The sequence below is a fragment of the Prevotella sp. tf2-5 genome (assembly GCF_900115435.1).
Classification (GTDB): Bacteria; Bacteroidota; Bacteroidia; order Bacteroidales; family Bacteroidaceae; genus Prevotella.
The window spans coordinates 1-13,416 of record NZ_FOWK01000017.1; the positions used below are offsets into that span (position 1 = coordinate 1).

14 protein-coding genes, 1 tRNA gene and 1 pseudogene are annotated in these 13,416 nt (G+C 46.3%); 5 read left to right on the forward strand and 11 right to left on the reverse strand.

Going from position 1 to position 13,416, the window contains the following annotated elements:
* The coding region (locus BM257_RS14030) for an IS110 family transposase (protein WP_143096877.1) at window positions 1–588 on the reverse strand (588 nt) is incomplete at its 3' end.
* A gap of 439 nt (window positions 589–1,027) precedes the next feature.
* Between BM257_RS14030 and BM257_RS14035 the strand changes: the two genes are divergently transcribed.
* The gene (locus BM257_RS14035; protein ID WP_092073976.1) at window positions 1,028–1,927 is read left to right on the forward strand and encodes a hypothetical protein; all 900 of its coding nucleotides are present in this window, start codon (window positions 1,028–1,030) and stop codon (window positions 1,925–1,927) included.
* 30 nt (window positions 1,928–1,957) lie between these two features.
* The gene (locus BM257_RS14040) at window positions 1,958–2,833 is read left to right on the forward strand and encodes a hypothetical protein (RefSeq protein WP_143096878.1); all 876 of its coding nucleotides are present in this window, start codon (window positions 1,958–1,960) and stop codon (window positions 2,831–2,833) included.
* A gap of 74 nt (window positions 2,834–2,907) precedes the next feature.
* On the opposite strand, the gene BM257_RS14045 is transcribed toward BM257_RS14040, so the two are convergent.
* The 10 genes and pseudogenes from BM257_RS14045 to BM257_RS14090 form a co-directional block, all read right to left on the reverse strand.
* On the reverse strand, window positions 2,908–3,342 hold the full coding sequence (locus tag BM257_RS14045; protein WP_177216139.1) for a DUF4842 domain-containing protein: 435 nt from the start codon (window positions 3,340–3,342) through the stop codon (window positions 2,908–2,910).
* A 269-nt stretch (window positions 3,343–3,611) separates the two neighbouring features.
* Window positions 3,612–4,286, reverse strand: coding sequence for an SGNH/GDSL hydrolase family protein (locus tag BM257_RS14050; protein ID WP_092073982.1), 675 nt, complete (start codon window positions 4,284–4,286; stop codon window positions 3,612–3,614).
* Between the two features lie 58 nt (window positions 4,287–4,344).
* A tRNA-Asp gene (locus tag BM257_RS14055) sits at window positions 4,345–4,418 on the reverse strand.
* 67 nt (window positions 4,419–4,485) lie between these two features.
* On the reverse strand, window positions 4,486–4,989 hold the full coding sequence (locus tag BM257_RS14060; RefSeq protein WP_092073985.1) for a GNAT family N-acetyltransferase: 504 nt from the start codon (window positions 4,987–4,989) through the stop codon (window positions 4,486–4,488).
* Window positions 4,990–5,026: 37 nt separating this feature from the next.
* Window positions 5,027–5,860: pseudogene (locus BM257_RS14065) on the reverse strand (glycosyltransferase family 2 protein); the annotation flags it as partial.
* Window positions 5,861–5,874: 14 nt separating this feature from the next.
* Complete coding sequence (locus BM257_RS14070) at window positions 5,875–6,294, reverse strand: hypothetical protein (RefSeq protein ID WP_092073989.1); 420 nt, start codon at window positions 6,292–6,294, stop codon at window positions 5,875–5,877.
* A gap of 12 nt (window positions 6,295–6,306) precedes the next feature.
* Window positions 6,307–6,921 (reverse strand): recombination mediator RecR, encoded by a 615-nt coding sequence (recR, locus tag BM257_RS14075; RefSeq protein WP_092073991.1) that lies wholly within the window; start codon window positions 6,919–6,921, stop codon window positions 6,307–6,309.
* 4 nt (window positions 6,922–6,925) lie between these two features.
* A complete protein-coding gene (locus tag BM257_RS14080; RefSeq protein WP_092073993.1) occupies window positions 6,926–8,707 on the reverse strand; it encodes an ABC-F family ATP-binding cassette domain-containing protein in 1,782 nt (593 codons plus the stop codon).
* Entirely contained in the window at window positions 8,700–9,308 is a 609-nt protein-coding gene (yihA, locus tag BM257_RS14085; protein ID WP_092073994.1) for a ribosome biogenesis GTP-binding protein YihA/YsxC, read from the reverse strand. Before yihA ends, BM257_RS14080 begins: the two co-directional genes overlap by 8 nt.
* 165 nt (window positions 9,309–9,473) lie before the next feature.
* Window positions 9,474–10,040, reverse strand: coding sequence for a hypothetical protein (locus BM257_RS14090; RefSeq protein ID WP_092073996.1), 567 nt, complete (start codon window positions 10,038–10,040; stop codon window positions 9,474–9,476).
* 685 nt (window positions 10,041–10,725) lie between these two features.
* Here BM257_RS14090 and BM257_RS14095 point away from each other — a divergent pair.
* The 3 genes from BM257_RS14095 (at window position 10,726) to BM257_RS14105 (ending at window position 13,413) form a co-directional block, all read left to right on the forward strand.
* Window positions 10,726–11,667, forward strand: coding sequence for an MBL fold metallo-hydrolase (locus tag BM257_RS14095; RefSeq protein WP_092073998.1), 942 nt, complete (start codon window positions 10,726–10,728; stop codon window positions 11,665–11,667).
* Between the two features lie 355 nt (window positions 11,668–12,022).
* Window positions 12,023–12,970 (forward strand): aspartate carbamoyltransferase, encoded by a 948-nt coding sequence (gene pyrB / locus BM257_RS14100; protein WP_092074000.1) that lies wholly within the window; start codon window positions 12,023–12,025, stop codon window positions 12,968–12,970.
* Window positions 12,967–13,413, forward strand: coding sequence for an aspartate carbamoyltransferase regulatory subunit (locus BM257_RS14105; protein WP_092074002.1), 447 nt, complete (start codon window positions 12,967–12,969; stop codon window positions 13,411–13,413). The genes pyrB and BM257_RS14105 overlap by 4 nt, the downstream gene beginning before the upstream one ends.
* The last annotated feature ends 3 nt before the right edge of the window (window positions 13,414–13,416 follow it).

Sequence of the window (13,416 nt, forward strand, 5' to 3'; positions counted from 1 at the left end):
TGCGCGTGTATCGGACATCAGCCGCACGTCCTTCACCAGCCAGGTGATGAATGCCCTTGACCAGTGGGTCTGCTTCTTTGAGAACCGCTCCGGGTATTCCACGCCATGACAATGCAGCATGTGCTTGACTCTCGACTTGTATGCGCCGAGTTGCTTCTGTATCGTCCTGCGTATGCGCACTACAGAGCGGTCGTCGATATACTGCTTCTCTAAGATGTAGTTGCCCATGAGATGTTCTGCCTTCAAGGATCTCGCCAGTTTCACCGCATCCACCCTGTCGGTCTTCATCACCTCCTCATACTGCGTTGTCGGAACGTCTGCAGCATGGATTACCATGCACTCAATACCAACATCCTTCAGGGCATAGTAGGTAGAGAAGCCACTGAAGCCAGACTCATAGACAGCCTGATACTTGCCATCCGGGTAATTCTTCTTCAAAAAGTCAAAGAGCTCTTTTGCTGAAGGCTTCTGGGAATGCCTCCTTACAATTCCTATTTCAGGGGCTATCGCCACCTCCCAATTTTTCGCATGGACATCAATTCCTATGAAAATCTTTTGTCCTTTGAAAGAAATTTTGTTCCTTTGCATCACGGTACGGTATTTAATTGTGAATGTATATTGTTTATTTGCACTTACAAAAATACAATCCAATTATTATCGTACCAAATTTTTCTACTTTTTTTTCTTCGCGTAGCCCTTTTCACGCAACGTGAGATGTAGAGGTTCTCGAAGCTTAGCGAAGAGGTTCTCTGCACCTCACGGTGCGGAATATTCCTCTACCTAAAGATCGTATCCTATTGGTCTATTGGTGTTTCCGACTGCAAACATAGTAACTGTTATTCAAACTGTAATCTGTAATCTGTAATGCTTTGCTATAAAAAGAAGACCTAAAAAAATGTCAATCAATTCCTTTTTCGCAAAAAAAGAATTAACTTTGTAGCGAGGAACTGAACGAGAATGGTATTTCTTAATAGTACAGGAATATGAATGTGAAATTCAATGTATAACAATAAAAACATCAAGGATTATGAGAAAGATTTTTTTACTCGCAGCATTTGTTTGTTTCGCTGCACTGAGTGTCAGCGCTCAGACGGAAGAATCGGAAAGCAAGACTGAGAAGATGCTTCGCTTGACGAAAACAGCCAACGAGAACCCTACGGACTGGAAAGCCCAGTTAGAGGCAGGTCATTTCTTGCTCGACAAGGAAAAAGGAGTGTATAATCAGTCGCAGGCTGAGAAGTATTATGAGCGCATTTATCATCTGGCTACCGACTATAACAAGGAGATACCCGATTCGGTCATCCGCGAAACTGGCTTCATGCTGATGTCAGTGGCTGCTGACAAGAAAAACTTTGATAAGGCATTATTCTATATTGACGCGATGACCCATGCCCGAAGAGTAGGTGTGGATATCAGTGACGAGTACATGAATTCGATCGACGTTTGTGGTATAATGTACAGCATGATAAAAGAGGACATGGTAAAACCATTGGCATACATAATGAATATTCGTGAGAGGCTAACCAAGAACAAGACTCCGGGAATTGAATACACGGATGTGTTAACCACAATATTGTTTGAACGGCTGATGGAAAAATACAAGGATATGTTCGGCGACAAGATGATGGAATTGACCCTCGATGACAAGAAATATATCATGATATCAAAGGGTGATTGGAACATAGAAAAGCCTCTCGTGGGGTGGATGCAGAAAGAGGAAGGAAGTCCAATGGTGCTATATGGCGAGGACGGTAAGGTTTATGATGACAAGCACGGCAAAATGGAGTACGGTTTCGATTGGTACAAGAACGGGGTTGTGCCAAAGGAGGGGGTGAACATGCGGTTGATTACCGTCACGCCCGAACGCCGTCAGCAGATGGTCGAGGCATACCGTAACTATCTGAAGAATGCTAAGAAGAATAAGTAACAAGAGTATGAATCTTAATCATTTTTCTATATGAGATTTTTTTTAGTGACGCTCGCAGCAGTCCTTTGCTGCTCAATGACAGTTTTTGCCCAGACGGACAGGAACAGGACGTATAGAATTACGTTGAACAACGTACAGTATGCCCACCACAACGAGAAAATGTCGGCGGGTGATGCCGTGGGCAAAATTCTCGGTGGCGTACTGACTGGACAGACCTCTGTGCAGGCTACCAAGTATGAAGATGATGTTAAGAGTGCTATCATCAAGGGACTTTCTGGTGCCTACCGCTTCAGATACAACGACGGATTGTTAAAGTTGGACGATGTCGTGGAGGAAGGCAATCTCGTGGTCGATGCGATTATCACCAATATAATGGCGAATTCAAGCGGTCGCTCATGGAAGGACAAGGATGACAAGACACAGGTATCCACCACATATACGGGCGTGGCTGAGGTGATACTTACGCTGAAGGATGCCAAGACGGGTGAGATTATGGCAAATCCCTCGTTTAAAGGTCAGGGAATGTCGGGTTCATCTTATTCAACTTCCGATAAGGCCATCCAGGATGCACTCAATGGACTCTCAAGCCGCATCACTGTCTGGCTCAACAATTACTGTCCGCTACGTGCCAACATCATAGAAGGTGGTGCTACCAAGAAGGACAAGCAGAAAGAAGTATATATTGACCTCGGGAGCAGCGAAGGTGCTTTCGTAGGCTTGCATATGGGCGTCTATGAAGTGAAGTCTATCGCCGGTCGTGAGGCAAAATCACAAATCGGGAAACTGAAAGTCGAGGCTGTGGAGGGCGACGACATCAGTCGCTGCAAGGTGCAGAGCGGTGGCAAAGAGATAAAGGCCGCCATTGGCGCAGGACAGCAACTTAAGGTAATAAGTCTCGGCAAGTAATCAGCACATGAATAAATTCCCCAACAACCAAACGGACTGTTGGGGAATTTATTATAATCTGTTTCAACTAGCGTTTACTCTCTCGGATACAAATACCAGTCGGCATGCTCTGCACCATTTGACAGCACCCATGGCAGGAAAGAAGGATATAATTCATCAATCTTGACACTTTCATTCGAACGCAACAGAAGTGTCTCTTTAAAGTTGTCAAGGTTAGCACCTTCCAGATAGAAAGCGAAAGGATAGTTTCCGCTACGTACGAAATACTTGCCTTCTGATGGCACAGACTTGTCGTCCATAGTTCCAAAATAACTTGTTATCATCTTGGAGGTAGGAGCCTCAAAAGGAATATGAACCTCCCAACGACCAGTGCCCTCTGTGCGATAGATGAACGGCTTGATCTCAGCAACATTGCTGATCTTCTTAAGTCCAGGCGACTCATAGTTCAACTCTAAGATATAGGTTGTCCCCAACTCAGCCTTGATATTAAATAAGTGTAAAAAGGACAAAATAAAATTGTATTATCTTTTTCATCACAATTAAAATTTTCTCTAAGACGACTATAAGACGCGCCAAGTGCCCGATGGTGTAGATAAAGACGGACATACTAAATACAGGACTGACGACCTCAACGTTATGTTGCGTTTAAGTCGTTAGAAAAATAAAATGATAATGACAGTTGGTACACACTGGGGGCGTGAAACTGAACGGCAAACCCACCCAAGAGGGAGTGTATATCAATAAGGGGAAAAAGCGATTGAAGTACTCTCGGTAATCATCAAGGCAGGGCAGCAGCCACCTGGTCGGCGATAGCCTTCATACCTTTCTGTGAGGGATGTCCCCATTGCTTCTCAATATCCACCAACTGGATATACTTCACGTTATAATGATCGCAGATGGTCTTCATGGAGGAAGTCACCTCCTCCGACAGTTCCGTATTGATAATGACATACACCTCCGTACCCGGGTAATAGTTCTGCAGGTTGGCGAGAAGATACGCCATAGCAGGACGGAAATTGTAGAGGTCGCTCTTCTGCCAGTTGCCATACTGGAAATCCCCGATGGGAGACTTCGCCCAGCTATCATTCGTACCCCCGAATACCAAGATGACATCAGGAGAGCCCAGATACCTCAGACGAGTACAGAAAGAACGGTCGCTGTAGTCGTCCCCCTTATAACCCGTATGACAGATGGTAGCGCCAGAGAACGAGTTGTTCTGGCAAAGGCGGTAGCCATGCTCGCGGATCATTTGGTGCCACCACAACTGGCGCACGTCCTGAACATCATTATTCTCAGCCTTCTCCTGCGGATACCACACATAGTTCGTGTCAGGAACCACATACCCCTTAAAGGTGCTGTAGGAATCACCCAGGATAGAGATACCACGTTTGGACTGTGCCTGCACGGCGATGCAAGCAATGACGACAACTGTAAATAAAGCGACTTTTCTCATCTCACAAAATGGTTAGTTAAACAAAAAGCTCACTGAATCGTGATTCAATGAGCTTTTGCGGTGCGTACGAGACTCGAACTCGTGACCTCCTGCGTGACAGGCAGGCATTCTAACCAACTGAACTAACGCACCAGTTTCTGTTTTGCGGGTGCAAAGGTAGAGAGAAAATCTTATATTGCAAAACTATTTATGTTAAAATTTATAAAATCCTCTGCAATAAAATCGCGTCATGGTACTCACGTCCATCATACAGCCAGTCACTTAATCTGGCTGACTCCTTGAAAGCCAATTTGTTAAAGAGGTTTATGACCTCCACATGTTGCTCGTTGATGATCACATACACCTGATGAAGATGTAGGATGTGAAGTGAGTACTGCAAGACCTCCTGAACGGCAGCAAAGGCATAGCCGGCATGCCGGAAGTCTTTCTGAATGACGATTCCCAGTTCCGCACGACGGTGCTGAGGATCAAAATTCACCACGTCCGCCATACCGACCACCTCACCGTCCTCGTTCTCCACGATGAGTCGTACCTGACGGTCGCTATAGATATCATCCTTGGCTTGAGCGATATAGTCATGCAAGACATATCGGGAGTACGGCACATTAGTGATACCGACATCCCAAAGCGACATGTCATTCTCTATGGTATAGAGGAGGTCGAGGTCCTCCGGCTCCAAGGCTCTCAGCTTAATCTTTTTCATAAATGTCAAAACTGTCTTTACGAGGATTTACAAAATGCCGCATCCTGCCTGCCATCATCTTGAACATAGCCAGGGTCGCACTGAAATAGATGGCGACCTGTATCGGCAGCGAGAAGAAGAAACTCAGATGACCGTAGTGTTTACGGAAGAAGATGAGCATCGCCTGATAGAACACATGGACATAGCGGAACGAGCTCTTCTGTGTCGATTCCCCCTTATAATGAATAATGTCATAGGGAAGATACCAGTTCTGCCATCCCCCATGCAGCATACGGTATGACAGGTCGATATCCTCTCCGTACATGAAGAAGTCCTCGTCCAAGAGTCCTATCTGATCCAGTGCCTTACGTCGCAGCAGACAGTAGGCACCGCTGACGACCTCTATCTGACAAGGCTCGTCCCAAGGGAGACTACTCATGTAGTAACGACGGGTAAAGCCCAGCATCTTAAGCATCGCCACCCAGGGTGTCGGGATCGCGCGGCGTGACTCTGGCGCCGGTTTCCCCTCACGTGTCAACATACGCACTCCTGCCCCACCCGCCTCTGGATGGGCATCCATGAAGGTGAGACACCCGCGGATGGTATTCTCATAGACGACCGTATCCGGATTCAGCAACAACACATATTCTGACTCCGACTGGCGAATCGCCTGGTTGTTGGCACGAGCAAAACCGACATTCTCCTGATTGGCTATCAGTTGGACATCCGGACAATGGTCCCGCAGGTAGCTGACGGTGTCATCCCTCGAGCAGTTGTCGACGACGATGATCTCCCCGTCAATACCCTCCAGAGCCTTACGGACACTGTCAATACACTCCACCAGGATCTCGCGGACATTATAGCTGACGATGACGACACTGATCTTTTTCATACCACACTATTTGTTTATGACTCCGTCTCTGCCAAACAACGAGCCATCGACGGGTAGACGAAGGGCTGGCAGATCAGCAGGATGATCGCCATATAACCGAATGTCGTATTCAGATACCACTCATAGAAAAGGGTATTGGCTATCAGGGGGACATCCAGCAGTTCCATCCGGAGGAGTCCCCATTTCTTCAAGGCGACCTCTTTGCGAGTGACCAGGTCCTGGTGGATCTTCTCCATCTTAAAAAAGCGCAGGGCAAGGTATATAGACGCAAGCGTCAAGATCTCCATCGTTGTCAACGTGATAAACTCCATTTCTTTTTTCTCTGCCATAGCGCCAGACTCCAGGACACCTGTCTCATAGACGAGGACGATCAGACCTGTCAGCACCAATGCGCCGACGAATAACGTCATTAGGAAATTACGAGTCTCTTTCATATTCTGATATCATTATTTCCCCTCAAAGGGAGTTCTGTTTATAATCGACCGACCGAGTGTCACCTCGTCGGCATATTCCAACTCATCACCGACAGGGATGCCCCGAGCGATGACACTCAACTTCACATCGTATGGAGCCAGTTTACGGGAGATATAGAAATTGGTAGTGTCACCCTCCATCGTCGAGCTGAGAGCCAGGATCACCTCCCGAATGTCATCCTCCTCCACCCTCTTCACCAGAGAGTCGATCTCTAAGTCCGCGGGACCTATCCCGTCCATCGGAGAGATGACACCACCCAACACGTGATAGAGTCCCGTATACTGCTGGGTGTTCTCCACAGCCATCACATCCTGTATGTTCTCCACCACACAGATGATGGAGGTGTCACGACGACTGTCCGCACATATCGGACAGATATCCGCGTCACTGATGTTATGGCAACGCTGGCAATAGTGCACTTCCTGTCTCATCCTCGCGATAGCCTCTACGAAAGACTGTACGTCCTCCGCATCCTGTCTCAACTGATAGAGCACCAGTCGTAATGCCGTCCGTCTGCCGATACCTGGTAGTTTTGAAAACTCCTGAACGGCTTTCTCCAGTAATTGTGATGGATATTTTTGTACCATAGTTTCAATCTTCAATCTCCGACAACTCCAGCCAGCGCATGGATTTCTCATCTAACTCGTCTTTCAACAGTGGGAGACGCTTGCTCTTCTCCGTCAACTCCTCCACGCTCAACGTACCACTGCACAGTTGTTCCTCCAGCATACGCTGTTCCTCCTCCAAGGCGGCAATCTCACGCTCCAGCTGTTCCAGTTCCCGTTTCTCCTTATAGGACAGACGGCGACGGTCGTCGTGGCGATAGCTCGACTTTGTCTGAGGACTCTGAGTACTCTGAGTACTCTGAGAGCTCTGGTCCTGCAGCCCCTGCCACTCCCGATACTGCGTATAGTTCCCTGGGAAATCCTTGACCTCACCATTGCCCTTGAACACCAGCAGGTGGTCGACGACCTTATCCATGAAATAGCGGTCGTGACTCACCACGATCACACACCCAGGGAAATCCTGCAGGTATTCCTCAAGGATCTGCAGCGTCACAATATCAAGGTCGTTTGTCGGCTCGTCGAGTACGAGGAAGTTAGGATTCCTCATCAGCACCGTACAGAGATAGAGTTTGCGGCGCTCTCCCCCACTGAGCTTGTACACATAATTATATTGTTGCTCGGGGGTGAAGAGGAAATACTGCAACAACTGGGAGGCGGAGAGCTTCTTACCACCTCCTAACTCGACATAGTCCGCGATAGCGGTGATGACATCAATAACCTTCTGGTTCTCGTCAAACTGCAAGCCCTCTTGTGAGAAATAACCGAAACGGACGGTATCGCCAATGACGATACGTCCCTCATCCGGCTGTATTTGCGACAACAGCATCTTGAGGAAGGTAGACTTTCCCGTACCATTATTCCCCACGATACCCATCTTCTCGAAACGCGAGAAGTTATAATAGAAGTCCTTGAGGATGACGATATCATCGAAACGCTTCGAGATATACTGGCATTCAAAAATCTTAGAGCCGATGTACACGTTGCTAGCCTTCAGACGTAACTGGCGTTCCTCCATCCGTTGTTTTGCCACCTTCTCCAACTCATAGAAAGCCTCCTCACGATAACGAGCCTTATGACCACGAGCCTGCGGCATCCGACGCATCCACTCCAGCTCCGTACGATAGAGATTGTTGGCTCGTGCGATCTCCGCCCGTCTGGCATCCACCCGTTCTTGTCGTTTCTCCAGATAATAGGAGTAGTTGCCACGATAAGTATAGATGGTATGGTCGTCCAATTCCAAGATGACGGAGCAGACACGATCCAGAAAGAAACGGTCATGCGTCACCATCAGCAAGGTCTTGTTACCTCTTCCCAGATAACCTTCGAGCCATTCTATCATCTCCAAGTCAAGGTGGTTGGTAGGCTCGTCAAGAATCAGCAGGTCAGGCTCCATCAGCAACACGTTAGCAAGAGCCACCCGTTTCTGCTGACCACCGCTCAGTTGTCCCATCGGCTGGTTGAGGTCGCGTATCTTCAACTGTGTCAGCACCTGTTTAGCCTTCAGCACCTTCTCCTCTTCCCCATGATGATTAAAACAGGCGTCAAGGACACTCTCCTGAGGGTCAAACTGAGGTGACTGCTCCAAGAAACCGATCGTCAGGTCACGACGGAAGATGATATCCCCCGTATCGTGTCCTTCCTTACCAGCGAGTACAGAGAGTAACGTGGATTTGCCCATTCCGTTCTTGGCGATCAGTCCCACCTTCTGTCCTTCGGCAATACTGAAACTGATGTTACTGAACAGGTTCAGTGCCCCGAACGACTTCGAGAGGTTCTGTACGTCAACGTATGGAGTATCCTTAGCCATTACCCTTCAGTTCTCTATTAATCCTGTCGATATAGTCCAGCACCTCGTCCCTGCCCTGTTTCTTCTCGGCAGATGTCAGGAACATAGGAGGCAGCTCCTCCCAGGTCTCCAGCAACTTGTTCTTATATGCCTCCACACTCTGGTTTGCCTTGTTTGCCGTCAACTTATCCGCTTTGGTGAAGACGATGGCGAAGGGGATACTGGATAGCCCTAACCACTCGATGAACTCCAAGTCTATCTTCTGGGGCTCCAGTCGGATATCCACCAGCACGAAGACATTCACCAGTTGCTCACGCTGCAGGATATAGCCGCGGATCATCTGATCCAACTTGTCTACCTCTTTCTTCGAACGCTTGGCATAGCCGTATCCGGGCAGGTCGACCAAGTACCATTCCTTATTAATAATAAAATGGTTGATAAGCAACGTCTTGCCAGGTGTCGAGGAAGTCTTGGCGAGTTTCTTATTGTTGGTCAGCATGTTAATCAAACTCGACTTACCCACATTAGAGCGTCCGATAAAGGCATACTCCGGTTTTGTGTCTTTGGGACACATACTTACCATCGGGGCACTCAGCGAAAATTCAGCAGTTTTTATATCCATCGCTCTACGTTTTGCTTGCAAAGGTACGATTAAGTGAGAAGAAAACCAAAAGATTTTTGAGTTTTCTCGAACGGGAGTACCTTAAACGAAGTTAAAGGTACAACTTTTATCTCCTTCTATATTATCATCATGTTAAATGTCGCCATGATTAAATTATTTAATCTATCAAATGTTGCGAAGGTAGTATTTGTTCTTTTGCTTTAAGGCATCAATAAATGTTTGTTCATCTGTATCCAAGGAATGAATAACAATACTTGTCAGTGCACAGCTATTTGTCATATAGACCATTCTTAAGAAAAAGTTATGTTTCCTGATTCCTTGGTATGCGATGAGATTATCTCTGTCTTTTACTTCAATGCGATATTCGACAATGTTGTTTCTCGTATTCTTTATCCTATAAATACCTGTTATTTCATCCCATGGTATACAAATATAGTCATTAATCCATGCATTATATTGTCGCATTTCTTTGGGGGTAAAAATCAATACTGGCAGTCCTTTTGAAACAAAAAAATAGGTACGAAAAGCAGGATAGAGTCCGAACATGATTAAAATGAACAGGAAAGGGCTTGCATATAAACATATCTTTTGTTTTATTGAAGCTGTCTCTGCACAGAAAGAAGGAAACATATAAATATAGCCCCCTAAGTATATGATTGCTGTAAGAAGCAATATAAATAGTCCTTTAAAAATCTTTCCCTTTTTAGAATAAAAATTGACTGTCTCTTCCATTTTATGCTATATTTGCGAATATTTCTTAGTTCAGGAAAATCATGGGGTCAGTTCTAGTGATCATTTACTTGTAGTCTTCGTCATCCTCAAAGATGTCCTGACGATTGATGCGAGAATTACATGGTAGATACCTGTCCCACTTTTCTTCCATATCTGTCACGCCATATTCTTTCCTGAATATCGCCTAACGAATGCAAAAATACTAACATTTTCTGATACAACCAAATTAATTACTAAAAATGATTACTAGAACCATGACCAATTTTTTATCTCCTTCTATAAAATGATTGCGCAGGAAAGTGGGACTTTAGGGTACCACTATTTCCCTACACGTAATTTTTAAAACCCTTGTCACCCTTGCCGCCTTGCAAAACTATTTGACTGTCAGATGGTTGTGGGTAACAACGTAGCGGCAACGGTGACAACGAATATAAAGAAGTATCTACTATGAAAGTAAATTCAGTGTGTTTACTCAGTAAATTCAGTGAATTTACTCACCAAATTCAGTGAATTTACTGAGATAGGAGATATCGGAAATAAAAAACAACTTTTTCCTTTGTATTTCGCTCACTTATTCGTACCTTTGTACGGAAGACGGTACAGGGGACTGATTCCTGTTTCACTAAAACGTAAAAACAAGAACTATACATATTTTCTTTTATTAATAACTAAAACCAATACATTTATGGAAATCAAAGCAGTAAAATTCAGACGTGACGGGTTCTATACCCAACCATTCGTTATGGGTGGCGAAGACGGAAGAGAGAAATATGACCAAAACATCCGCTATCGTGGCAGTCTGCAGAACTATCTGATTGACACAGGCAGCGAGGTGATTCTAGTTGATACTGGTATCCCAGCAGGAACTCCTGAGGAGGTACCCGATGAGACTTCATTTGGTTTTACGGGGAAGGACATCTGTACATATATGGAAGCTTTTGCGGCTCTTGGCTATAAGCCCGAGCAGGTAACGAAAATATTGCTGACCCATCGTCATGCAGACCATAGTGGTGAACTGAAAAGCTTTCCCAATGCAAAAGTTTATGTAAACCAAGATGAGATGGATGCTGCCGAGTTGCAAGGACTCACCAACCTCGTTCCTGTAAGTTACACTGATGGACCTTATTACAATTTCCCAGAGGCACAGAAGATCCAGGATGGTATCTATCTCATCAAAGCGAAAGGACATACTAAAGGTAACAGCATCATCATTGTCGAGATGGATGGATTGTTCTATATGATACATGGTGATATCACTTATGTGGATGAAGCCTTGTATGAAGATAAGCTATCTGTGGTATATGATGACCTGTCAGCTGCTCGCGAGACACAGAATCGTATTCGTGAGTTCATCCGCAACCACCCGACAGTCTACTGCGGAACTCATACTCCTCAGGGTTATGAAAACTTGGAGACTAAGCGCGTGATGGATCTGGACAATCCTGTTCCGACTGTTCTTGCAGAAGTGGATTTCTCCAAACAAGAAGCTTCTGGCAAGTACGTCTGCTCCATCTGTGGCTATGTGTATGATCCTGCAGAGCATGATGGCGTAGCGTTCGAAGATCTGCCAGATGACTGGAAGTGCCCACGCTGCAAACAAAGCAAGGAGAAATTCAACAAAGCATGACAGCAGGTACTGGAACCTGTTTCACCAGAAATATTAAACAGCATCATCTATTATACCCCCATCGTGATGCCTGGAATACCCCCATAGGAGATATGGGAACAAGGGATGCAAGGCATCGGAATAAAAAGCAACTAACAGGGGTGTTTTTCGAAGGCGGCACCTCCTGCCTGCGAAGGTGCCGCCTTCAAGGGTCGAAGGTGCCGCCTTCAAGGGTCGAAGGTGCCGCCTTCATAGATGGAGGGTTAGACTGTCTAAATTAGTCGGAATACAAAATAAATTTCCTGCAATGTGCACAGATATGGAAAAAATACCGTACCTTTGTACGGATAAATCAAAACCTAAAGGAGCACAATATATGGAAAAGCATGATTTTGTAACCATTGCTGACCTCACCCGTGAGAAGATTCTCTATATGATAGAGATGGCACAGGAGTTTGAGAAGCATCCTAACCGAGAGATATTGAAAGGAAAAGTGGTCGCTACCCTCTTCTTCGAGCCCTCCACCCGTACCCGTCTGAGTTTCGAGACTGCCGCAAACAGACTGGGTGCCCGTGTCATCGGTTTCGCTGACCCGAAGATTACCAGCGGTACGAAGGGAGAGACGCTGAAAGACACCATCTCGATGGTGGCGAACTACGCTGACGTCATCGTGATGCGTCATTTCATAGAAGGTGCCGCGCAGTATGCCTCTGAGGTCACTGAGGTACCTATCGTCAACGCCGGTGACGGTGCGCACCAGCATCCCTCACAATGTATGCTCGACCTCTATAGTATCTACAAGACACAAGGGACCCTCGACAACCTGAACATCTATCTGGTCGGTGACTTGAAATACGGTCGTACAGTCCACTCCCTGCTCATGGCGATGCGTCATTTCAACCCCACCTTCCATTTCGTGGCACCTAAAGAGCTCGCCATGCCGAATGAGTACAAGCTATACTGCAAGGAGCACGGTATCAAGTTCCAGGAGCATACCGCCTTCAACGAGAAGGTGATTGCCGACGCGGATATCCTGTATATGACGAGAGTCCAGAAGGAGCGTTTCTCCGACCTGATGGAATACGAGCGTGTCAAGAACGTGTATATCCTGAATAACGACATGCTGCGTCTTGCCAAGCCGAATATGAAGATCCTGCACCCACTGCCCCGTGTCAATGAGATCGCGTATGATGTGGATGAGAACCCGCATGCCTACTATATCCAGCAGGCAGGCAACGGACTCTTTGCCCGTGAGGCGATCTTCTGTGATGTGCTCGGTATCAGTTTAGAAGAAGTAAAGAACGATAAAACGATTATATCATGAACAAGAACCAGATGCTCGTTGCCGCTATTGAGAACGGCACCGTAATAGACCACATACCTTCCGAGAAGACCTATCAGGTGGCACAGTTGCTGAAGCTTGACGAACTGGGCACACCTGTCACCATCGGCTATAACTTCCCCTCCAAGAAAGTGGGAAAGAAAGGGTTTATCAAAGTAGAGAACAAATGGTTCACGGATGAGGAGATCTCCCGTCTCTCCGTTGTTGCTCCCAATGTCGTACTGAATATCATCCACGATTTTGAGGTGGTGGAGAAGAAAACCGTCCGCACCCCAGATGAAATTCGCGGTATTGTGAAATGCAACAACCCCAAGTGTATCACCAACAACGAGCCTATGCAGACCCTTTTCCATGTGACAGACGGAATACTGACCTGTCACTATTGTGAGATGGAGCAGGACATCAATAAAGTGGAACTCGTCTGAGTT

Coding starts and splice junctions, on each gene's coding strand:
- BM257_RS14035 (WP_092073976.1), top strand. CDS start 1,028: ATGAGAAAGATTTTTTTACTCGCAGCATTTGTTTGTTTCGCTGCACTG.
- BM257_RS14040 (WP_143096878.1), top strand. CDS start 1,958: ATGAGATTTTTTTTAGTGACGCTCGCAGCAGTCCTTTGCTGCTCAATG.
- BM257_RS14050 (WP_092073982.1), bottom strand. CDS start 4,286: ATGAGAAAAGTCGCTTTATTTACAGTTGTCGTCATTGCTTGCATCGCC.
- BM257_RS14060 (WP_092073985.1), bottom strand. CDS start 4,989: ATGAAAAAGATTAAGCTGAGAGCCTTGGAGCCGGAGGACCTCGACCTC.
- BM257_RS14070 (WP_092073989.1), bottom strand. CDS start 6,294: ATGAAAGAGACTCGTAATTTCCTAATGACGTTATTCGTCGGCGCATTG.
- recR (WP_092073991.1), bottom strand. CDS start 6,921: ATGGTACAAAAATATCCATCACAATTACTGGAGAAAGCCGTTCAGGAG.
- BM257_RS14080 (WP_092073993.1), bottom strand. CDS start 8,707: ATGGCTAAGGATACTCCATACGTTGACGTACAGAACCTCTCGAAGTCG.
- yihA (WP_092073994.1), bottom strand. CDS start 9,308: ATGGATATAAAAACTGCTGAATTTTCGCTGAGTGCCCCGATGGTAAGT.
- BM257_RS14090 (WP_092073996.1), bottom strand. CDS start 10,040: ATGGAAGAGACAGTCAATTTTTATTCTAAAAAGGGAAAGATTTTTAAA.
- BM257_RS14095 (WP_092073998.1), top strand. CDS start 10,726: ATGGAAATCAAAGCAGTAAAATTCAGACGTGACGGGTTCTATACCCAA.
- pyrB (WP_092074000.1), top strand. CDS start 12,023: ATGGAAAAGCATGATTTTGTAACCATTGCTGACCTCACCCGTGAGAAG.
- BM257_RS14105 (WP_092074002.1), top strand. CDS start 12,967: ATGAACAAGAACCAGATGCTCGTTGCCGCTATTGAGAACGGCACCGTA.